The 20889-nt window shown below is 71.2% G+C and carries 20 protein-coding genes; 7 read left to right on the top strand and 13 right to left on the bottom strand.

Going from position 1 to position 20889, the window contains the following annotated elements; genetic code table 11:
• Positions 1-17 precede the first annotated feature (17 nt).
• Genes ACOQFR_RS08155 through ACOQFR_RS08140 form a run of 4 tightly spaced genes read right to left on the bottom strand, consistent with a single transcriptional unit; the run spans position 18 to position 3663 of the window.
• Positions 18-1298 (bottom strand): TRAP transporter large permease, encoded by a 1281-nt coding sequence (locus ACOQFR_RS08155; RefSeq protein ID WP_421380574.1) that lies wholly within the window; start codon positions 1296-1298, stop codon positions 18-20.
• A 3-nt stretch (positions 1299-1301) separates the two neighbouring features.
• A complete protein-coding gene (locus ACOQFR_RS08150; RefSeq protein ID WP_421380572.1) occupies positions 1302-1811 on the bottom strand; it encodes a TRAP transporter small permease in 510 nt (169 codons plus the stop codon).
• 8 nt (positions 1812-1819) lie between these two features.
• Entirely contained in the window at positions 1820-2815 is a 996-nt protein-coding gene (locus ACOQFR_RS08145; protein WP_421380570.1) for a TRAP transporter substrate-binding protein, read from the bottom strand.
• Positions 2812-3663 (bottom strand): 2-keto-4-pentenoate hydratase, encoded by an 852-nt coding sequence (locus ACOQFR_RS08140; protein WP_421380568.1) that lies wholly within the window; start codon positions 3661-3663, stop codon positions 2812-2814. The genes ACOQFR_RS08145 and ACOQFR_RS08140 overlap by 4 nt, the downstream gene beginning before the upstream one ends.
• 152 nt (positions 3664-3815) lie before the next feature.
• On the opposite strand from ACOQFR_RS08140, the gene ACOQFR_RS08135 reads away from it, so the two are divergent.
• Positions 3816-5201: a pectate lyase family protein gene (locus tag ACOQFR_RS08135; RefSeq protein WP_421380566.1), complete on the top strand. Its 1386-nt coding sequence runs from the start codon at positions 3816-3818 to the stop codon at positions 5199-5201.
• A gap of 11 nt (positions 5202-5212) precedes the next feature.
• Here ACOQFR_RS08135 and ACOQFR_RS08130 read toward each other — a convergent pair whose 3' ends face one another.
• Together ACOQFR_RS08130 and ACOQFR_RS08125 are read right to left on the bottom strand one after the other, a co-directional pair.
• Positions 5213-6301: a pectinesterase family protein gene (locus ACOQFR_RS08130; RefSeq protein WP_421380564.1), complete on the bottom strand. Its 1089-nt coding sequence runs from the start codon at positions 6299-6301 to the stop codon at positions 5213-5215.
• A gap of 76 nt (positions 6302-6377) precedes the next feature.
• Positions 6378-9089, bottom strand: coding sequence for a TonB-dependent receptor (locus ACOQFR_RS08125; protein WP_421380667.1), 2712 nt, complete (start codon positions 9087-9089; stop codon positions 6378-6380).
• Between the two features lie 346 nt (positions 9090-9435).
• Between ACOQFR_RS08125 and ACOQFR_RS08120 the strand changes: the two genes are divergently transcribed.
• Both ACOQFR_RS08120 and eda read left to right on the top strand, forming a co-directional pair.
• Positions 9436-10455, top strand: coding sequence for a sugar kinase (locus tag ACOQFR_RS08120; RefSeq protein WP_421380562.1), 1020 nt, complete (start codon positions 9436-9438; stop codon positions 10453-10455).
• Positions 10442-11080, top strand: a complete 639-nt coding sequence (gene eda / locus ACOQFR_RS08115; protein WP_421380559.1) for a bifunctional 4-hydroxy-2-oxoglutarate aldolase/2-dehydro-3-deoxy-phosphogluconate aldolase — start codon at positions 10442-10444, stop codon at positions 11078-11080. The genes ACOQFR_RS08120 and eda overlap by 14 nt, the downstream gene beginning before the upstream one ends.
• Position 11081: 1 nt before the next feature.
• Here the strand turns inward: eda and ACOQFR_RS08110 are convergent, their stop codons facing one another.
• Both ACOQFR_RS08110 and ACOQFR_RS08105 read right to left on the bottom strand, forming a co-directional pair.
• Positions 11082-11783: a 2OG-Fe(II) oxygenase gene (locus tag ACOQFR_RS08110; protein WP_421380557.1), complete on the bottom strand. Its 702-nt coding sequence runs from the start codon at positions 11781-11783 to the stop codon at positions 11082-11084.
• 31 nt (positions 11784-11814) lie between these two features.
• Positions 11815-12843, bottom strand: coding sequence for a class 1 fructose-bisphosphatase (locus ACOQFR_RS08105; RefSeq protein WP_421380554.1), 1029 nt, complete (start codon positions 12841-12843; stop codon positions 11815-11817).
• 65 nt (positions 12844-12908) lie between these two features.
• Between ACOQFR_RS08105 and ACOQFR_RS08100 the strand changes: the two genes are divergently transcribed.
• Positions 12909-14144, top strand: coding sequence for an MgtC/SapB family protein (locus tag ACOQFR_RS08100; RefSeq protein WP_421380552.1), 1236 nt, complete (start codon positions 12909-12911; stop codon positions 14142-14144).
• A gap of 19 nt (positions 14145-14163) precedes the next feature.
• On the top strand, positions 14164-14724 hold the full coding sequence (locus ACOQFR_RS08095) for a hypothetical protein (RefSeq protein WP_421380549.1): 561 nt from the start codon (positions 14164-14166) through the stop codon (positions 14722-14724).
• Positions 14725-14742: 18 nt separating this feature from the next.
• On the opposite strand, the gene ACOQFR_RS08090 is transcribed toward ACOQFR_RS08095, so the two are convergent.
• Both ACOQFR_RS08090 and ACOQFR_RS08085 read right to left on the bottom strand, forming a co-directional pair.
• The gene (locus tag ACOQFR_RS08090) at positions 14743-15390 is read right to left on the bottom strand and encodes a response regulator (RefSeq protein WP_421380547.1); all 648 of its coding nucleotides are present in this window, start codon (positions 15388-15390) and stop codon (positions 14743-14745) included.
• Positions 15387-16505: a sensor histidine kinase gene (locus ACOQFR_RS08085; protein WP_421380545.1), complete on the bottom strand. Its 1119-nt coding sequence runs from the start codon at positions 16503-16505 to the stop codon at positions 15387-15389. Before ACOQFR_RS08085 ends, ACOQFR_RS08090 begins: the two co-directional genes overlap by 4 nt.
• 154 nt (positions 16506-16659) lie before the next feature.
• On the opposite strand from ACOQFR_RS08085, the gene ACOQFR_RS08080 reads away from it, so the two are divergent.
• A complete protein-coding gene (locus tag ACOQFR_RS08080; protein WP_421380542.1) occupies positions 16660-17382 on the top strand; it encodes a hypothetical protein in 723 nt (240 codons plus the stop codon).
• Between the two features lie 54 nt (positions 17383-17436).
• Here ACOQFR_RS08080 and phhA read toward each other — a convergent pair whose 3' ends face one another.
• Positions 17437-18324 (bottom strand): phenylalanine 4-monooxygenase, encoded by an 888-nt coding sequence (gene phhA / locus ACOQFR_RS08075; protein ID WP_421380540.1) that lies wholly within the window; start codon positions 18322-18324, stop codon positions 17437-17439.
• A 119-nt stretch (positions 18325-18443) separates the two neighbouring features.
• On the opposite strand from phhA, the gene ACOQFR_RS08070 reads away from it, so the two are divergent.
• A complete protein-coding gene (locus ACOQFR_RS08070) occupies positions 18444-18926 on the top strand; it encodes an Lrp/AsnC family transcriptional regulator (RefSeq protein WP_421380538.1) in 483 nt (160 codons plus the stop codon).
• On the opposite strand, the gene ACOQFR_RS08065 is transcribed toward ACOQFR_RS08070, so the two are convergent.
• Positions 18927-19163, bottom strand: a complete 237-nt coding sequence (locus ACOQFR_RS08065) for a DUF2798 domain-containing protein (protein WP_421380536.1) — start codon at positions 19161-19163, stop codon at positions 18927-18929.
• Entirely contained in the window at positions 19160-20833 is a 1674-nt protein-coding gene (locus tag ACOQFR_RS08060) for a M28 family metallopeptidase (protein ID WP_421380533.1), read from the bottom strand. Before ACOQFR_RS08060 ends, ACOQFR_RS08065 begins: the two co-directional genes overlap by 4 nt.
• Positions 20834-20889 lie beyond the last annotated feature (56 nt).

The following is a 20889-nucleotide window of genomic DNA, read 5'->3' as shown; positions in this document are numbered from 1 at the left end:
CTAACCGCCTGCCCCGCTCACTTGAGCAGGACCGGCAGGGACAGGGAAAGGGCCGGCAGGAAGGCCACCAGCAGCAGCACCACCAGCGCCGCCAGCCAGAACGGCCAGATCGTGCGCATTGCCTGCCCGACGCTGATGCCGCCGATGGCGGTGCCGACGAACAGCACCGATCCCACCGGCGGCGTCACCAGCCCGATGCCGCCGGCCAGCACCAGCACCACGCCGAAATGCAGCGGATCGATGCCGTAGGCCTTGGCCACCGGCAGGAAGATCGGCGTGCAGATCAGGATCATCGGCGCCAGGTCCATGAAGGTGCCCAGCAGCAGCAGGATGATCACGATCAGCGCCATCACCGTGGCCGGATCGTGCGCTATCGCCTGCAGCGCCGACACCGCCGCCGCCGGCACTGCCAGGTAGGCCAGCAGCCAGCCGAACACCGCCGCCGCGGCGATCACGAACAGGATCGCGCCGGTGGTGCGCGCCGCGCCAACTGCGGTCTCGAGGAAATCGCGCCAGCCCAGCTTGCGGTACAGCAGCGTGGTGACGCCGATCGCGTACACCACCGCCACCGCCGCGCTCTCCACCGCGGTGAAGATGCCCGCGCGGATGCCGATGAAGATCAGGGCCACCAGGCCCAGGCCCGGCAGCGCCGAGACGGTGCGCAGCAGCACCGCCTGCCAGCCCGGGAAGGCCTCGGTGGGATAACCGCGGCGGCACGCCACCAGGTAGCCGGTGAGCATCAGCACCACGGTCATCAGCAGCGCCGGCACGATGCCCGCCGCGAACAGGTTGGTGATGGACACGCCGCCGCCGGCCGCCGCCGAAAACAGGATCAGGTTGTGCGAGGGCGGCACCAGCAGCGCCACCAGCGCGGCGGTGATGCTGACGTTGACCGCGAAGTCGCGGTCGTAGCCGCGCTTGACCATCTGCGGGATCATCGTGCCGCCCACGGCCGACACGTCGGCGATGGCCGAGCCGGACACGCCGCCGAAAAACAGCGAGGACAGGATGCTGACCTGCCCCAGGCCGCCGCGCATGCGCCCGACCAGGGCCGCGGCCAGTGCGATCAGCCGCTCGGAGATGCCGCCGCGCATCATCAGTTCGCCGGCGAAGATGAAGAGCGGAATCGCGATCAGCGACGCCGAGCCGCTGCCCGCCGCCATCTGCTGCACGAACACGATCGCCGGCAGGTCCAGGTACAGCAGGGTGGCCAGCGCCGCCGCGGCCAGCGCGAAGGCCACCGGCACGCCGATCAGCAGCAGCAGGGCGAACAGCAGGAACAGGATCGCGATCGCCATCGCTCAGCCCTCCCCGCCGGGCGCCGGCCGCAGGGCCGCGGCCAGCCGCGCAAAACCAAACACCACCATCAGCGCGCCACCCAGGGCCAGCGGCAGGTAGGCGATGCTCTGCGGCATGGGCGCACCGGCCATGCGCACGTCCAGGCCATCCAGCCACAGCCGGGCCGCGCCGACCGCCAGGAAGCCACCGATCAGGACCACCACGAGCTCGCTGGCGGCGGCCAGCGCGCGCTGCGCGCGCGGGCCGGCGGCATCGGCCAGCAGGTTGAACCGGAAGTGGCGCTGCGTATGCACGCCTGCCGCGGCGGCCAGGCTCATCGCCGTGCTCAGCAGCAGCAGGGTCACCGGTTCGGTCCAGCTGGGCGAGTCGTTGATGACGTAACGCGCGAATACCTGCCAGCCCTGCACCGCCACCAGCCCGACCAGGGCGGCGGCGGCGATGACGATGGCCAGTTTCGCCAGGCGGTCGAGCGGGCCGGGCGCAGGGTCGGGAGCGGTGGATGCGTCGGACATGGTCGGGCTCAGGCCAGGTCGCGGATGCGACGGTGGAGCGAAGCCAGCGCGGGCGCCTGCAGGTACTCGCGCAGCAGCGGCTCGGCGGCGCGGCGGAAGGCGGACATGTCGGCATCGTTGATGGCCACACCCGCCGTCCGTACCGCGTCGCGCGCGGCGGTTTCGGAGGCATCCCAGGCGGTGCGCATCACCGCCACCGACTGCCGCGCCAGGTCGAGCAGGCGATCGCGGTCGTCGGGCAGCAGCGCGTCCAGGCTGCGGCGCGACATCAGCAGCACGTCGGGCGCGTAGGAATGTTCGGTCTGCGACCAGTAGCCCGCGGCCTCGAAGTGGCGGCTGGAGTGGAAGCTGCGAATGTTGTTCTCGGCGCCGTCGATCAGGTGGGTCTCGAGCGCCGAGAACACTTCGCCGAAGGCCAGCGGGGTCGGGTTGGCGCCCAGCGTGCGCAGCAGCCGGATGAAGATGTCCGAGGGCGGCACGCGCAGCTTCAGCCCGGCCAGGTCGGCCGGCACCCGCAGCGCGCGCCGGGTGTTGTAGAAGCAGCGGGCGCCGCTGTCGTAGATCGCCAGGCCCACCAGGCCGCGTGCCTCGAATCCGCCCAGCACCTGCGCGCCGACCTCGCCGTCCAGTGCGCGCCGAAGATGCGGCACCGAATCGAACACGTAGGGCAGGCACAGCGCCTGGGTCAGCGGGAAAGCATTGTTCAGCGCGCCGGTGTACACCCGGGTGATGTCGATCGCGCCGAAGCGCGCCATGTCGATCGCCTCCGACTCGCGGCCCAGCTGGCCCGAGTGGTACTGGCGCAGCTGCACGCGGCCGCCGGTCTGCTCGGCCATCGCGTCGCCGATCCAGCGTACGGCGGCGACAGTCGGGTAGTCCTTCACGTGCACGTCGGTGGCGGTGAGCAGGCGCGGCGCATCGGCGGCGAAGGCCGCCCGCGGCGCCAGCGCGAGTCCCGCGCAGGCCCAAGCGGCCTGGCCCAGGAAGTGTCGTCGGTCGGTCAAGGCGGCGAACCCGGAAGCGAAGGAGTGCGGGCGGTGGCGGCGACCGCGCGGCAGCGCAGCTCGCCCCAGGCGCCGAAGCGGATCAGCGCCTGCTGTCCCGCGAGGATGTCATGGATGCCGGTGGCCGCGCCGGTGGTGACCAGGTCGCCCGCCTTCAGCGGATGCCCGCGGCGGGCGCAGCGCGCCAGGGCGAAGGCCAGGGCCTCGCCCAGCCCGCCCGGCACTGAAGCCGCGCCACCGCGTCCGACCGACACGCCCTCGATGAAGGTCTCGCAGACCAGCCCGGCCTCGGGTAGCTCGCGCCAACCGGGGATCTCGGGTCCCAGGACGAGGCCGGCGTTGTTGCCGAAGTCGGACACGACCACGGTCGGGCCCAGCACGTTGATCGTAGCCAGCGGGCTGCCGGCGGTCTCGATGCCGATGTGCAGGGCCGCGACCAGGGCCAGCGCGTCCCGGGCCGACCACTGCACGCGGTCGGCCGGCGCGTCTGCGGCCAGGCGGAAGACGAACTCGGCCTCGACCGCGGCGAAGCCCCCGACGAAGACCGGCACGTCGCGGGTTCCGCCCGGCGGCTGCGGCCACACTTCGGCGGCGAAGATCGGGCCCACCACGCGGTCGTCGCCCGAGCCGTCTCGGCGGTCGGGCGAGATGTAGCCCACCTTCCAGCCGGCCACGCGGTCGGGCCACAGCCCGATCGCCCGGTCCTGGATGGCATAGCCGCCGGCCAGGTCGGCGGGCGGCGTGCCGGGAAAGCCGGGCAGGGCGCGACCGGCCCACCGCGCCTGCACGAAGGCGGCGGCGGCGGATTCGACGGCGTCAGCGGACCCCGAGGGGCGGCCTGTGGTCACGGGGATCTCCTGGCCCGGCGGGCTGGCGGTTTGCCACCGGCACTAGCCAGCCCGGGGCGATGATTGATATAGAGGAAACCGGTGTCATTTACAACACGGCCGGCCGGGCGACATGCTCGGACCGGCCTCGCAAGCCATCCTGGGAGGGAACCATGCCGCACCACACCCCTGCGCCCGGCGACCGCCGGCGCCGCACCGAGCGCACGCGCCTGGGCCTCTGGCTGCTGCTGGCCACGGCCCTGGCCCTGTGGCCCTGGGCGGAAACCCGTGCGGCCACTCCTCCGTCCGACACACCCCTGGCCTTCCCCGGCGCGCAAGGTTGGGCCGCGCATACCCCGGGCGGGCGCGGCGGGAAGATCCTGCGCGTCACCACCCTGGCGGCCAGCGGCCCCGGCTCCTTCGCAGAAGCGGTGGCCACGCCGGGTCCGCGCATCGTGGTGTTCGAGGTCGGCGGCGTGATCGACCTGGACCGCAAGGAAGTGAAGATCACCGAGCCCTTCCTCACCGTGGCCGGCCAGACCGCGCCGATGCCGGGCATCACCTTCATCCGCGGCGGCCTGGTGGTGGCCACCCACGACGTGGTGATCCGCCACATCCGCATCCGTCCCGGCACCACCGGCCTGCCGCGCCGGGCCGGCGTGGACTTCGACGCGCTCTACACCGTGCGCGGCGCCCGCGACGTGATCATCGACCACTGCTCGATGACCTGGGCCACGGACGAAAACCTGTCGGCCTCCAGCACCCGCTTCGCCGGCGAGTCGGAAGCCGAGTGGATGGCGAACGCCTCGCGCCGCATCACCTTCAGCAACAACCTGCTGGCCGAGGGCCTGGCGCACGCCACCCACGGCAAGGGCGAACATTCCAAGGGCACGCTGATCCACGACCACGTCAACGACGTGCTGATCGTCGGCAACCTCTACGCGCACAACTACGAGCGCAACCCGCTGTTCAAGGGCGGCGCCCGCGGCCAGGTGATCAACAACCTGGTCTACAACCCGGGCCAGCGTGCGGCGCACTACAACCTGATCGCCGAGGAATGGCTGGGCCGCGAGCCCTATTCCACCGGGCAGATGATCCTGCGCGGCAATGTCACCCGCGCCGGCCCGTCCACCGAGCCGCTGGCCTTCTTCATGCTCGGCGGCAGCGGGGACCTGGATTTCTACGCCGAGGACAACCTCAGCGTCGACCGCCTCGGCGAACCGCTGCCGCAGGAAGGCCGCTACACGACCGGTCCGGCCAAGCTCAACCGGCTCGGTGCGCCGCCGCCCCTGCCCTTCGGCGTGCGCCTGCTGCCCTCGCTGCAGGTGCAGGATTCCGTGGTTGCGAACGCCGGCGCGCGGCCCTGGGATCGCGATGACATCGATCGCCGCATCGTGGCCGACGTGATCGAAGGCCGCGGCGGCATCATCGACCACGAGGACGAGGTCGGCGGTTATCCGAAACACGCCGAAACGCGACAGGCCTTCGTGCCCGCCGACTGGGACATGGACACGATGGAGCCGCTCAAGCCGCTGCCCCGGCGCGAACCGCTGCGCTGACGGCACGCGCCTCACGGCGACCATCCCGCGAACATGGCGGCGCGCGAATACGTCGCCGCCTGTTCCGCCCGCAGCCAGCGCCGCGACGGTGATCGCACCGCACCCGGGCCGCGGCTGTCGAATTCGTAGAGCCGCGCATCGCGCGGCTCGAGCATCACGCGCTGGCCGTCGCGCGCGGTGTAGGCCATGGGCTCCCAGCCCAGCGCGCCATCGATGTGCGCATCCATCCAGCATGACAGGAACACCGCGCTGCCCAGCGCCGCGGGATCGCCGTACTTTCCATCGGCGAAGCTGCGCCCGGGCCGCCACGCGCGCCCGAGCGCAACGCTCGCATCGGGCACCGCCGCCTCGCGCGTCAACCGGCACTGGTCGAACACGAGGCCCTGCGGCTGCGAAGCGGGCGTGCTCGGCACGGCCACGTAACCCTGGCGCGGCTTGCCTGGCCGAAAGCGCGACTGCAGCTCGCAGTGCTCGAAACGCGTGCGCCCCGCGCCGAAGATGAAGTCCACGCTGCCGGTGACCACGCAGCGCTCGAACAGCGCACGTCCTGCCTCGGTGAACAGCGTGTCCTGGTGCCCGGTGAGCGTGACGTCGCGCAGGTGGCTGCGGTCGGCGCCCTGGTCGAGCATCAGCGCCACCGCCTGCGCGCCATTCGGGCCGATCGGCTCGAAGCGCGGCGCGGCGAGGTTGCCGACGTAATCGAAACTGTTGCGGATGCACAGACTGTCCGCGCGGAAATCCGGCGCGCGCACGATCACGCTGGCACAGCCCCACGTGCCCCAGGCCTGACCATCGGGCCGGGCCATGCCGGCCGCGGCGTCGAAGTCGATCACGCTGCCGTGGCGGTCCTCGCCGACCAGGTGGAGGTTGGGCTTGTCGATGACCAGCTTCTCGCGCCACACGCCACGCCCGACCAGGATGCGGTAGGGCACGCGTCCGTCCCCCGGCGCATCGGCGATCGCGGCCGCCAGGGTGGCGTGGCTGCCGCGGCCGTCGGCCCGCACGCGCGCATCGAACGCGGGCGCAGCGCGCGCGGGCCGGCAGGCGGCCAGGGCCGACGCGGCCAGGCCTGCGGCAAGGAAGTGCCTGCGGCTGATCATGGGGATGTCCGGGTCCGCGCCGCGACGGCGCCGGGACGGCGGAGAGTGTCCGCCCCGGCGCCGGCGACGCGCGTGCTCAGAACTTGAAGCGCACGCCCAGCAGGTACTGGCGGCCGGTGTGGGTGTAGACGCTGGAGCGGTCGCCGACCGAATCCACCCACTGGTCGCTGTACTCGTCGGTCAGGTTCAGGCCCTCCAGCGACACCTGCCAGCGGTCGTTGATCTGGTAGGAGATCGACGCGTCGATGGTGGTGGTGTCCTTGGTGCCTTCGACGTCGTTGCCGTTGCGGCCCGGGATGGTGGTCAGGTAGTCGTCCCGGTAGGCCATCGAGACGCGGGCCGAGAACTTGCCGTCGTCGTAGTACAACGTGCCGCTGTAGGAGTTCTCCGACAGGCCCACCAGCGGACCCTTGGCCGCCGGCGCACCGGTCGAGCTCAGGTACTGGATCTCCGAATCCACGTAGGTGTAGCTGAAGAGCACGCCCAGGTTGCCCCAGGCGCCCGGCAGCGAGCGGAACGGATGCTGGTAGTTGAGCTCATACCCCAGCAGGTCGCCACCCGGCGTGTTGAGCGGCTGGGTGAAGTCGAAGTCATCCGTGGGCACCGCGCCCGTGCCCGTCAGCAGCGCGTCGGGCAGGCCCGAGGTGTTGAAGGGGCGGGTTTCGCGCGAGGTCTGGATGTAGCTGTCGATGTCCTTGTAGAACACGCCCAGGCCCAGCAGCGCGTCGTCGCCGAAGTACCACTCCAGGCCCATGTCGAGGGTGGTGGCGCGGAACGGGTCGAGCTTGGGGTTGCCGGTGTTCACCGTGCGCGCGCCACCACTGACGGTGACCGTGGCGCCGGGGTTGAGGAAGCCCAGGTTGGGCCGCGACATCACCTTGGCGGCCGAGAAACGCAGCAGCAGGTCGGGCGTCAGCTCCGCCACCAGGTTCAGCGAGGGCAGCGTGTCGGTGTAGTCGTGGGTCACGCGGGTCGGCACGGCGGTGCCGCCGACGAAGGAGAAGCCGTCGCTGGTCACGTCGGTGCCCACGTAGCGCACGCCGACGTTGCCGTTGACCGGCACCGCGCCCAGGTCGAGCGAGAATTCGCCCTGCAGGTAGAAGCCCAGGTCCTCTTCGTTGACCTGCCGGTTGTTGGCGGCCACGCCCGAGAGCGAGCTGGAGACCGCGAAGATGCCGGTGTTGCTGTAGATGTCGAACAGCTCGTTGATGGCGTTGACGTCGGGCACCACCCAGCGGCCGTCGTTGACGTTGATGCCTTCCAGGCCGGTCTGCCGCAGCAGGTTGGCCAGGGTGGCGGCGTTGATCACCGGCACCGACAGCTCGGAGGCGCGGCGCCATTCGCGCGAGGTGTAGGTGTAGTCCTTGAAGTTGACGCCGCCCGTGAGCGTGAAGGCCGACGACACCGTCCACGCGAAGTCGAGCTGGGCGTTGTCGAAGGCGTTCTCGACGTACTGCGGGCGCAGGCGGATCTCGGCCAGGGTCCAGCCGTTGGGATCGAGCGGGTCCACGCTGCCGTAGTCGAAGTAGGGCAGGCGGTCGTTGTCGCGGTAATCCCAGACGTAACCCTGGGCGTTGTTCTTGTCCATGATGATGGTGGTCTGGACCGGGTTGTCGTACTCCGAGGTCGACTGGCCCACCAGCGCCTTCACCTTGAAGTCATCCGTGAACTCGAACTCGCCGCCCAGGCCCCACTGCAGGAATTCGGTGCTCTGTTCGTCCACGCGCGATTCCGAACGAACGTCCACGTTGTCGAACACGCCGTAGACCAGGTTGCCGTTGGCGTCGATGACGCCGTCGCGCACGATGGTCTGCGGCTTGCCGGTGCCGCTGCGGCTGAAGGAGATCGCCTCGATGTAGTCCTCGGTGCGGTCGGCGTCGAACTTGGCGTACAGCACGTCCAGGTTGATCTCGGCGCGGTCGCTGGGCCGGAACTGCAGCGCGCCGGTGACGCCCAGGCGCGACTGGTCGTGTTCCATCACGCCGTAGCGCGGGATGCGCGGATGGAAGGTGGTGGGCAGGCGCGCACCGGTGAACGGCGAGGCGGGGCTGAAGTTGCCGTTGCTGGTGCCGGTGTCCCAGCGCACGGTGCTGTGGCCTTCCTCGACCAGCTGGCGGTCGGTGAACGCGACCGAGAGCAGCGCGCCCCAGGTGTCGTTGAAGGTGTTGCTGATCAGCATCGAGCCGCGCGGCGAGGTGTCGGACGACAGGTCGTTGTAGCCCATCTGCGCGCCCGCGGCGAAGGTGAAGCCGTCGTAGTCGAAGGGCCGCGCGGTGCGCAGGTCCACGGTCGCGCCCAGCGAGCCTTCCTCGACGTCGGCCGACGAGGTCTTGCGCACCACCATTTCGCTGAAGAGTTCGGACGCGAAGGTGTTGAAGTCGAAGCCGCGGCCGCGGTTGACGCCGCCCGAGCTGTCGGTGCCGCCGCCGGTGGTCAGGGCCTCCATGCCGTTGAGGCGCACGCGGGTGAACTGCGGGCCCAGGCCGCGCACGGTGATGGTCTTGCCTTCGCCGGCGTCGCGGTCGATGGCCACGCCCGGGATGCGCTGCAGCGCCTCGGCCAGGTTGAGGTCGGGGAAATCGGCCACGTCCTGCGCGACGATCGCGTCCACGCTGCCGACTTCGCCGCGCTTGATGTCCAGCGCGCGCTCCAGGCTGCCGCGGAAGCCGGTGACCTCGACCACGTCCAGCGTGGTGGGCTCTTCGGAAGAGGCGCCGGCGTCCTGCGCGGCCTTGCCGGCGGTTTCTGCGGCGGGGGGTGCCGGTTCGGCGGCCTGGGCGAACACCATCGCGGGCGCCGCGTAGAGGGCCACGGCGATCGCCGAGCTGAGTACCGCAACAAGCGGGCCGCGCGGGCCGCGTTGGTTCGACTTCATGATGTTCCCCTCCCAGGGATGTTGGACCGACTGTGTCGCCAGTTCTATGCCGCCGTTCTTCGTAGCGTTGACACCGGTATCATTCGCGGACAAGGATGCGCCTGACACCGGTGGTCAGGGAGCCTAGCAAAAGATTTCGCGATCTGCGACAACTGCCGGCGGAGGCCCGCCGGTGCGGTTTTTCCGCCTTCCCGGGACAAGCCGGGACATTTTGGCCGACCGGTTCCGGGCCGGCCCCAACCCTGTCAGGAAGCGCCAGATGGCCAGCCGTATCGTGTGTTTCGGGGAAGTGCTGCTGCGGCTGGGCGCGCCCGGCCACCAGCTGATGTTGCAGACCCCCTGCCTGGAGGTCTTCGTGGGCGGGGCCGAGGCCAATGTCGCCGTGTCCCTGGCTCGCTTCGGCCATGCCAGCGCCCAGGTCGGCGTGCTGCCGGACAACGCGCTGGGCGCCGCGGCCGCCGGGGAGCTGCGCCGGCACGGCGTGGACACGCGCGGCCTGGCCACCGGACCGGGCCGGATGGGCCTGTACTTCCTGACCACCGGCGCCATGCACCGGCCCAGCGAGGTGCTTTACGACCGCGCCGGCTCGGCCTTCGCCCTGGCCGATCCGGCCGGCTACGACTGGCCCGCCCTGCTCGAGGGCGCCGACTGGCTGCATCTGTCTGGGGTCAGCCCGGCGCTGGGCCAGCGCGCGGCCGATGCCACCCTGGCCGCCGCGCGTGCCGCGCGCCGGGCCGGCGTCCGGGTCAGCTTCGACGGCAATTTCCGGCCGAAGCTGTGGGAGGCCTGGAACGGCGACGCAGCCGGCATCCTGCGCGCGCTGATGTCCGAAGCCGACCTGCTGTTCGCCGACTACCGCGACATGGCGGTGGTGCTGGGCCTGGCGTTCGACCAGGCCACGCCCGCCGCGCGCGTGGATGCCGCGGCGCAGGCGGCCTTCGCCGCCTTCCCGCACCTGCAGCGGCTGGCCACTACCCTGCGCCACCAGCACAGCGTGGACCACCACGCGCTGGGCGCGCGCCTGGTGACCCGAGAAGGCCAGGTACACGCGGCGGCCGAACATCCGTTGACCGGCATCGTTGACCGCATCGGCGGCGGCGATGCCTTCGCGGCCGGCGTGCTGCATGGCCTGGCCACCGGACAGGCCGATGCCGATGCGCTGGCCTTCGGCCTGGCCGCAGCCTGCCTCAAGCACTCGGTGCCCGGCGACTTCAATCGGGTGGGCGCCGACGACGTGGCCGCCTTCCTGGGCCAGGGGCGCTTCGATGTCCGCCGCTGAATCGCGGATGCGGCGCTGGCTGGCGCTGGCGCCGGTGATTCCGGTGTACACGCCCGCGACCGTGGACGAAGCGGTGCAGGTCGCGCAGGCGCTGGTGCGCGGTGGCCTGCCGCTGATCGAAGTGACCCTGCGCACGCCCGTTGCGCTGGACGCCCTGAGGGCGATGGTGCGCGCCGAACCGGCGGCGGTGATCGGTGCCGGCACCGTGCTCGACGCGGGCCTGCTGCGCCAGGCGCGCGATGCCGGCGCCGCGTTCGCGGTATCGCCCGGCGCCACCCCGGACCTGCTGCGCGCGGCCGTGGCCGAAGGCCTGCCTTTCCTGGCCGGCATCGCCACCGCGTCCGACCTGATGCGTGGCCTGGAACACGGGCTGGACTGCTTCAAGTTCTTCCCGGCCGCGCAGGCGGGCGGTCCGGCCCTGCTGCAATCGTTCGCGGGCCCCTTTCCCGCGGTGGCGTTCTGTCCCACCGGCGGAATCAGCGCGGCGTCGGCGCCCGACTACCTGCGCCTGCGCAACGTCCGATGTGTCGGCGGCTCCTGGCTCACGCCCGCCGACCGGCTGGCGGCCGGCGACTGGGCCGCGGTCGAGGCGCTGGCCCGCGCCGCGGCCGCGCTGCCGCGCTGAGTCAGCCCGGCCCGAAGATCGCTTCGGCGCGCTGGAACAGGATCCAGCTGGTGGCGATGTACTTGTCGCCGCCCTCGGGCCGGTTGCCGCGATGGGTGTGCGTGAACGCGGTGGGCGCCAGCAGCAGGCTGCCGGTGCGCGGCGCGATCTTGCGCTGCTGGTACAGGAACTCGGTTTCGCCGGCCTGGAACCCGTCGTTGAGGTAGACCGTCCACAGCAGGTGCCGGTGCAGGGTGTCGGCGGCGTTGTCGCGCGGGTAAAGCTCGCAGTGCCAGTAGGGGTAGCCGCCTTCGCCGGCGCGGTAGCGCTGCAGGTTGATGCGGCCGGGGCGGAAGATCGAGCGCACGATCGCGTCGAGCTCGGCGTCGGGCACGCGCGCGAAGTCCTCGGCGCTCATGCGCTCGGGCTTCTGTGCGCTGCCGCGCTGGACCATCAGCGGCGCGATCAGGCTGTAGGGATAACGGCGCAGGTAGCGCACGAGGCCGCCCAGCACCGCCGCGGTCAGCAGGCCTTCCATGTCCTGCCAGGCCGGGTTGCCGGTGATGCTGATGTCGCGGCTGTTCTTGAGTTCGGGGTAATGGCCGCCGCCGACCAGGCCGGGCTGGTGCTGGCCGCTGGCCTCGAAGCGACGGATCATCTCGGCGCAGGCCTGCGCCGGGATCGCGTCGTCGTACACCTCGATGAAGTCGTCCGGGCTGGCCATAGTCTCGTCCTGGCTGCGGGTGGGTCGCGCCTCAGGGCGCGGCGTCGTGGCGCGCGTGGTAGGCCACGGCCGCCTCCACTTCCGCGCGCGAGCCCAGCATCACCGGCACGCGCTGGTGCAGGCCCGTCGGCACCACGTCCAGCATGCGCTGGCGGCCGGTGCTGGCGGCACCGCCGGCCTGCTCGACGATGAAGCTCATCGGGTTGGCCTCGTACATCAGGCGCAGCTTGCCGCCCTTGTCGCGGCACTTGGCGTCGATGGGATAGAAGAACACGCCGCCGCGGGTCAGGATGCGGTGCACGTCGGCCACCATGCTGGCCACCCAGCGCATGTTGAAATCCTTGCCGCGCGGGCCCTCCTTGCCGGCCAGCAGGTCGCCGACATAGGCCTGCATCGGCGCCTCCCAGTGCCGCTGGTTGGACATGTTGATCGCGAATTCCTTCGTCTCTTCCGGAATGCGCATGTCGCGGGCCGTCATCACGAAGCTGCCGACCTCGCGGTCCAGCGTGAAGGCATGCGTGCCGTGGCCCACCGTCAGCACCAGCATCGTGCTGGGCCCGTAGGTGGTGTAGCCGGCGCAGACCTGGGCGGTGCCGGGCTGCAGGAAGTGTTCGTCGCCGGGCGAGGTGACGTCGTCCGGGCAGCGCAGCACCGAGAAGATGGTGCCCACGGAAATGTTGACGTCGATGTTCGAGCTGCCGTCCAGCGGATCGAACAGCAGCAGGTAATTGCCGCGCTGGAACGCGTCCGGGATCGGCTGGCTGTGGTCCATTTCCTCCGAGGCCAGGCCGGCCAGGTGGCCGCCCCAGGCGTTGGCCTCGAGCAGGATGTCGTTGCTCAGCACGTCCAGCTTCTTCTGCGCCTCGCCCTGGATGTTCATGCTCTGCGCGCCGGGCGTGCCGGCGTCGCCGAGCACGCCGCCCAGCGCGCCCTTGCCCACGGCGATCGAGATGGTCTTGCAGGCGCGGGCGACGACTTCGATCAGCAGGCGCAGGTCGGCGTTGATGCGGCCGGCGTGCTGTTCCTGGATCAGGTAGCGGGTGAGCGAGATCGGCTTCATGGGCTTCCGGGGCGGCGGCAACCCGCCCATTGTCCCGAAACAGGGGTCAGAGTACTAATCACCGGATGGACGGACTCGACCAGGCCATGCTGCTGTCGCTGGCCACGGCCCTGGGGCTGGGCCTGCTGGTGGGCGCCGTGCGCGAGCGCCGGCATCCCGAGGGCGGCGGCATGGCGGGGCTGCGCACGCATGCGCTGGCGGCGCTGGCCGGCGCGGTTTCGCTGTGGCTGGGGCTGGCGCCGTTCGTGGTGGTGCTGGCGCTGCTGGGCGTCTTCGTGGCCCTGGGCTATCGCCGCAGCCGCGAGGCCGACCCCGGCCTGACCGGCGAGATCGCCCTGCTGCTGACCTGCCTGCTCGGTGGCCTGGCGATGCGCGTGCCCGCGCTGGCCGGCGCCCTGGGCGTGGTGGCGGCCGTGCTGCTGTACGCGAAGGCGCCGCTGCACCGCCTCGCGCGCGACCTGCTCAGCGAGCGCGAGCTGCAGGACGGGCTGGTGCTGCTGGCCTCGGCCCTGGTGGTGCTGCCGCTGGTGCCCGACCGCACCCTGGGACCCTTCGACGTCTTCAACCCGGCCACGCTGTGGAAGCTGGTGGTGCTGGTGATGGCCATCAGCGCCGTGGGCCATGTTGCGCTGCGAGCCACCGGCAACCGCTGGGGCCTGGCGGTGGCGGGCTTCTTCGCCGGCTTCGTGTCGTCCACCGCCGCCATCGCCGGTTTTGGCCAGCGTGTGCGCGACACGCCTGCCCTGCTCTCGTCCGCGGTCGGCGCGGCGATGCTGGCCAACCTGGCGTCGCTGCTGCTGTTCATTCCGATCCTGCTGGCGGTGGCGCCCAGCCTGCTGCCGGCGCTGTGGCCGGAGCTGGCCGCGGCTGGCGCCGTGATGCTGGCCGGCGGCTTGCTGGGCCTGCACCGCGGCGACGACGCCGACGTGCCGGCGCCCACCGCGCAGACGCGCATGTTCCGCTTCAGCCATGCGCTGCTGTTCGCCGCGATCATCACGGCGGTGCTGTTCGTCTCGGCGGCGCTCAATGCCTGGCTGGGCCCGCGCGGCGCGATCACCGCGGCGGTGCTGGCGGCCCTGGCCGAACTGCACGCGGCGGTGGCCACCATCGGCAACCTGTTCAGCAGCGGCGTGCTGGATGCGGGGCAGGCGCGCTGGACCCTGGTCGGCATCCTGTCCGCCAGCTGGATCGCCAAGACCGTGGTGGCCTGGACCAGCGGCGGTCGCGGCTACGGCCTGCGCGTCTGCGCCGGCCTGGGCGCGGCGGTGGCGGCCGCCGGCGCGGTACTGTTGTTCACCTGACCTGACCCGGGAGCCCGACATGCGATACGCCTGGATGTTGCTGTTGCTTGCTGCCTGCACGCCTGCCCCGGCGCCTGCGCCCGACGCGGCGATCGCGACGCCCGAGGCCGTCGCCCCGACTGCGGAAGCGGTCGCTGCACCGGCCGCCGATACCGGCGGCGCGGCGCCGCCGGCCGTTCCGCAGGCGGCAGACGCCGCGATGCCCGCCACGGCCACGCTGCGCGGCCGCGTCAGCTATCCCAGCGAGGAACTGCCGGCGATGCGCGTCTGCGCGCTGGACCGCAGCGATCCCGGCCGCGGCATCTGCGTGCGCACCGACGTCAACCAGCCGCACTACGAACTGGCGGTGCCGGCCGGCACCTGGTGGCTGCTGGCCTGGCCGCAGGACACCGGCGCCGCCGGCGACCCCGGCCTGCTCAGCGACGCCAGCGAGTGCCTGCAGACCGGCGGCGTGGGGTGTGAGGACCACGCGCTGCGCGACGTCGAGGTGGCGGCCGGCGACGTGCGCGAGGGACTGGACATCAACGACTGGTACTACGACCCGCAGGCCAGCCCGCCGCCGATGGCGCCGGCCGAGTGAGCCCCGTGCGGCACCGACTCAGATGATGCGCAGCGTGATCGCCTTGAGCACCGCGCGGGTGCGGTCTCTGGTGCCCAGCTTGTCCAGGATGTCGGACACGTAGTTCTTCACCGTGCCCTCGGACAGGAACACCGCCTTGGCGATTTCGCGGTTCGAGTAGCCGCCGGCCAGCAGGCGCAGGATCGCCACCTCGCGCTCGCTGAAGGTGTCGGTGGGCGCGGCCTGGTCGCGGTAGGCATAGCGCGCGCGCACCGGATCGGTAGGCACCGGCGCCAGCAGCGTCTCGCCGCCGGCCACGCGCGTGATCGCCTCCAGAAGATCCTCGGGCGAGGCGTCCTTGAGCAGGAAGCCCTGGGCGCCGGCCTCGGCTGCGCGCAGCGGCAGCGCCGCGTCGTCGAAGGTCGTCAGCAGCACCACCGGCGTGGCATCGCCGCGGGCGCGCAGCGCCTGCACCAGGCCGAAGCCGTCCAGGCCCGGCATGCGGATGTCGGACAGCACCACGTCCACGGGGGAATCCACCAGCGCGTCCAGCAGGGCCTGGCCATCGCTGGCTTCCAGCACCAGCGACAGCGACGGGAAGCCGGCCAGCAGCGCGGTCAGGCCGCTGCGGACCAGGGCCTGGTCATCGGCGAGGGCGATGCGCAGCGGCGTCGTGGCGGCGCTCATGCGGTGGCGGGCAGCCAGGCCTGCAGGTGCACGCCGCCGGTTTCGGTGCGCTGCACGTCAAGTCCGCCGCCGATCGCCTCGAGCCGCTCGCGCATGCCGCACAGGCCGTTGCCTGCCTGCACCGCGCCGCTGCCGCGGCCGTCGTCGCGGATGTCCAGCCGCAGCGCGTCGCCGTCGCGGCGCAGCACCACCCACACCGTCTGGGCCTGCGAATGTTTCACCGCATTGGTCAGGCCTTCCTGCACGGCGCGCAGCACGGCTTCGGCCTGGGCCACGGTGGCGACGCGCGCGTCGGCGGCGATCTCCAGCTCCAGGCGCGGCCGCGGGAAGGGGCGCGCCAGCGTGGTGATGGCCGCGGCCAGGTCCAGGCCCTCGTCCTGGCGCATCTGCTGCACCACGCCGCGGATGTCGGCCAGCAGTTCGTCGGCCAGCCGGGCGCACAGCGCAACGCGTTCGTCGCCGGCCACGCGGGCATCGCGCGCCAGCGCCGCCAGGTTGATCTTCAGCGCCGTCAGCTTGTGCCCCGCCACGTCGTGCAGTTCGCGCGACAGCCGCAGGCGCTCGGAGTCGCGCACGCTTTCGGCCAGCAGCGAACGCGTGGCCAGCAGGTCGGCATTGGTCGCCGCCAGCGCGTCGCGGGCCTGTTCGGCGCGGAATGCGAACCAGGCCGTCAGCGCGGCGAAACCCTGGAAGCTCATGTGCATCAGGGTCGAGATCACCGGCGAGCGCAGCTGCCACAGCTCGCGGTAAAGCAGGTACACCAGCGCGTTCATCACCAGGATCAGCACCACCGACGTGCGCGCGTCGAACACGCGCACCAGCTGCACCACGCACAGGATCAGCAGGATCGGCACCGAGGTGTAGCGGGCCATCGCCATCAGCGCGAAGGCCAGCCCGATCTGCGCCAGCACCATGGCCTGCGCGGCGCGCGTGACGCGCTGGCTGGAGGTCACCGCCATGAACAGGCCCAGGAACAGCAGGTGCAGCGCGGCAATGGCCGGCAGCGGCATCGCCGCGCCGCGGTCGTCGGGCTGGCCCGCGAACAGCATCTCGAAGCCGATCGCGCCCCAGGCCAGGTAGCCGGCGAAGTTCAGCGGGGACAGCAGCGTCTGCATCCTGGGATTCATGGCGGCAGCTTGGGCCGCCGCCGCGGCGCACTCAAGCCCGTCGGCGAAGAAAGTGACTTCCGGCACCACCGGGCGATGACCGCCGGCACCTGATCGCCGCCGGCCGCGCACCGACACTGGGCCCACACCGGAGGACACCACCATGACCCTGCACACCCTGAGTTATTTCGTCCACGCTGGCCTGGGCGTGCTGGCGCTGGCCACCTTCTGGACCTCGGGCCTGAGCCGCAAGGGCAGCCCCGTGCACCGCGCGTCGGGCAAGCTCTACCTGCTGGCGATGACGGGCCTGCTGCTGGCGGCGGTGCCGCTGACGGCCGCGATGCTGGCGCGTAACCCGGTGGCTGGCGGCTTCCTGGCCTACCTGATCGTGATCACCACCACCTCGGTGTGGACCAGCTGGCGCGCGGTGAAGGACAAGCGCGACTGGGCGCGCTTCACGGGCCCCGTGTATCGCGTGCTGATGGCAGCCAACCTTGCCAGCGGCCTGGCGGTGGCCTGGCTGGGCCTGTTCGTGGCTACCCAGATGCAGCTCATCTTCGTGGCGTTCTCGAGCATCGGCATCGTGGGCGCGGTGAACATGTGGCGCTTCTCGCGCCGCCCGCCGGCGGACCCGCGGTGGCCGCTGCGCCAGCACCTGGGCGCGATGCTGGGCAATGGCGTCGCGACGCACATCGCCTTCCTGTCCATCGGCCTGCCCAAGCTGCTGCCGTTCCTGGCCGGCTCGAGCCTGCTCAACCTGGCGTGGCTGGCGCCCCTGGTCGTCGCCTTCGTCGCCGGCGCCTACCTCACCCGCAAGTACCTCCCCCGCCGCGCCGAAGCCCACCCATCCGGGGTCAGAGTACGTTTATCTTCACCTGCCGAGTGATGGATGCCGCCGCTGGAGGTCGAAGATAAACGTACTCTGACCCCGGATGGGTGGTCAGACGTCTTCGCCTTCTGGCCAGCCTTCGCCGGTGCCGCGGTGGTGGACGGTGTCGCCGGGCTGCACCGAGCCGGCGGGGACGCTGCCGGCCGAGGCCAGGCGCGTGTAGATCGGCGTGAAGTCCGGGCGCGTGGCTTCCATCAGCTGCTCGTAGCTGTCGATCACGAAGTAGGTCTTCTGGAAGCTGTCGATGCGGTAGCGCGTGCGCATGATGCGCTCGAGGTCGAAGCCGATGCGGTTGGGCGCCGCGCTTTCCAGGCAATGGATGGACTCGGACTTGGACGAGACGATGCCGCTGCCGTAGATGCGCAGCCCGTCCGGCTGGCGGATCAGGCCGAATTCGACCGTGTACCAGTACAGCCGCGTCAGGTTGACCAGCGCCTCCGGCCCGATGCCGTGCGCCTTCACACCGCCCTTGCCGTAGGCCGCCATGTAATCGGCGAACACCGGATTCATCAGCAGCGGCACGTGCCCGAACAGGTCGTGGAAAAGATCCGGCTCGGCCAGGTAGTCGAGCTGCTCGGGCTTGCGGATCCACCAGGTCACCGGGAAGCGCCGGTTGGCCAGATGCTCGAAGAAGGTGAGCTCGGGCAGCAGGCCCTCGACGCCGATCAGCTCCCAGCCCGTGGCCTTGCGCAGCAGCGGGTTGAGCTCGTCGAACTTCGGGATGCGGTCGGGCGACATGCCCATCGCGCGCTGCTGGCGCAGGAACTCGTCGCTGGCGCGGCCGACCAGGATTTTCTGCTGGCGCTCGAACAGCGTGGCCCAGACCTCGTGGTCCATCGCGCTGTAGCTGGCCCAGGGCTGCTCGACCACGGCCGTGGTGTAAACCGGCACGTAGCCCTTGTCGGTCATCTGGTGTTCGACGCGCTTGGGCTGGTTCATGGCGGCCTCCGGTTCGGCTTCCAGTCTATCGCCGGAGCCGCGCAAGAGGATTGCGTTGTTGCACAGAAAGACCAGACAGGCGCAACATTGTTGCGTCATAAGCCGAATGTGAGCCGAAAATGGACAGCCCCCGCCTCGATCGCACTGATCTGGCCCTGCTGGCGATCCTCCAGCGCGAGGGCCGCCTGAGCAACGCCGAGCTGGCCGAGCGCGTCAGCCTGTCCGCTTCCGCCTGCCTGCGCCGCGTGCAGAAGCTCGAGCAGGACGGCGTGCTGGCCGGCTACGGCGCGCGCATCGACCCGGCGCGCGTGGGCCTGGGCCTGCAGGCCTTCGTGCGCGTGCAGCTGGCCCGCCACGATGCCGCCGCGATCGCCGAGTTCACCGAACGCGTCAACGGCTGGGACGAAGTGGTGGCCTGCCACGCGCTCACCGGCGACATGGACTACCTGCTGCAGGTCGCGGTGCAGGACCTGGAACACTTCTCGCGCTTCCTGCTCGACCACCTGCTCAACGCCAGCGGCGTGGCCGACGTGAACTCCAGCTTCGTGCTGCGCACCGTCAAGCAGGCGCGCGCGCTGTCGCTGGCGCACCTGGCGGGCTGATCATCCGGGCGCGCAGACGCGGTCCACGAAGCGCCGCACGCGCGGCGCAAGCACCAGGATCAGCGGGAACGCGATCGGCCAGGCCACCAGGAAACTGTGCAGCCACGCCGCCGGGAAGCCGGCATCCACGCCGCGATTGACCGCGGTGATGATGCCCGACATCAGGCCGGCCATCAGCAGCGACATCAGGAACGCGAACAGCAATCCGGCATGCCGCGCGGGAACCCGCAGGCTCATGGCCTGGCGGCGCCGAACTTCGTGCCGAAGAAGTCGCCTTCCTTCCACGACGGGCGCGCATCGGCGTTGCCGACGCGGCGGCCTATCTGCGCATTGAGCCGGGCCAGCATCGCCGCGCTCGGGTAGTTGATCGACAGGCTCGTGTCATCGCTGGGCTGGTGGTAGTGCGTGCGCAGGAAGTCGTCGTACATCGCCAGCGCGTCCACGCCCGGCTCGCGCGCCGTGATGCCGCCGTCCAGGTACACCGCCGGGATACCCTGGCGCACGAACGCGTACTGGTCCGAGCGCACGAACACCACTTCCTCGGGCTTGGGGTCCTCGCTCAGGCCCACGCCCAGCTGCTGCGCCGCAGCCTGTACGTCGGCCTCCAGCGAGCTGTGGGCGATGCCGATCGGCACCACGTCGGTGACGTCGGTCAGCATCACCGGCATGTCCATGTTGATGTTGGCCACCAGCGACTCGCGCGGCACGGTCGGATAGCGCACGAAGTACTCCGCGCCCAGCAGGCCGCGCTCCTCGGCCGTCACCGCCACGAACAGCAGCGAACGCCGCGGCGCGGTGGCATCGGCGCGCACCTCGGTGGCCGCCTGCAGCATCACCGCGATGCCCAGCGCATTGTCGAAGGCACCGTTGTAGATGTCGTCGCCGTCCACCGGCGCGCCGCGGCCCACGTGGTCCAGGTGCGCGCTGTAGGCGATGTGCTCGCCGGCCAGCGCCGGGTCCGAGCCCGGCAGCTTGCCGACCACGTTGCGGCTGTCGCGGCGCTCGAGCGTGGTGGCACCGGCCAGCGTCACTTGGCCCGGCAGGTCGAAGGATTCCAGCGTGCCCTTCTCGCGCCGCTCGAAGATCTCGTCGGCCGACATCGGCGCGCCTGCCAGCAGCTTGCGCGCGCCGGCGGCGCTCAGGCTGGCGGTCGCCTTGAGCTCGGGCCAGGCGTCGATCGGCTTGCCGTCGGCGTCCACCAGGCGCATGCCCGGCATCTCCCAGTTGGCAGCCATGCGCGCCCACGGATTCTTGGCCTCGTCCACCGGATTGCCGATGACGATGGCGCCGACGGCGCCGCGCGCCGCCAGCAGCGTCAGCTTGTCGCGCGAGGCGGCGTGGAAGGCGCGCTGCGTGTTCGGGAACGCCGCCGGTGCGCCGGAGAAATACACCGCCACCTTGCCGCGCACGTCCACGCCGGCGAAGTCGTCGCGGCCCAGGTCGGGCGCATGCACCGCCTGCCCGACGAACACCATCGGCGCGTTGAGCACGTGGCTGGCCGCATTGAAGTTCACGCCCGAAAGGAACTCGTCCTGGAACACGAAAGAGACCTTGCCATCGGGCCGCTGCACGCTGAACTCGGCGCCTTCGCGCTTGCGGCGGCCTTCCAGCAGGGGCACGGCCTGGAAGTACGTGCCGTCGTCGCCGGCCGGCTCCAGCCCGATCGCGCGGTAGCGGTTGGCCACGTACAGCGCGGCCAGGTCATAACCGCGGGTGCCGGCGGCGCGGCCCTCCAGCAGGTCGTCGGCCAGGAAGGCCACGTCGGCCTCGATGCGGCGCGCGCCGCTGGCGTCGGCCGCAGGCGCGGCGTCGGCCGAGGCTGCGGGCGCCGCCCGCGCCTCGGGTCCGGGCGTGCGCCCGCAGGCCACCAGCAGGCAAAGGGCAAGCGGAGCGAACATCGGCTTCATCGACGGATCCCGGCGCGGTAAGGAAGCGCCGACGCTAACACCGCGCCGGCCGACGT

The sequence above is a fragment of the Arenimonas sp. MALMAid1274 genome, assembly GCF_049195245.1.
Lineage (GTDB): Bacteria > Pseudomonadota > Gammaproteobacteria > Xanthomonadales > Xanthomonadaceae > Arenimonas.
The sequence above is the reverse complement of the archived record's forward strand: the minus strand, read 5'-3'. Positions and strand labels throughout refer to the sequence as shown.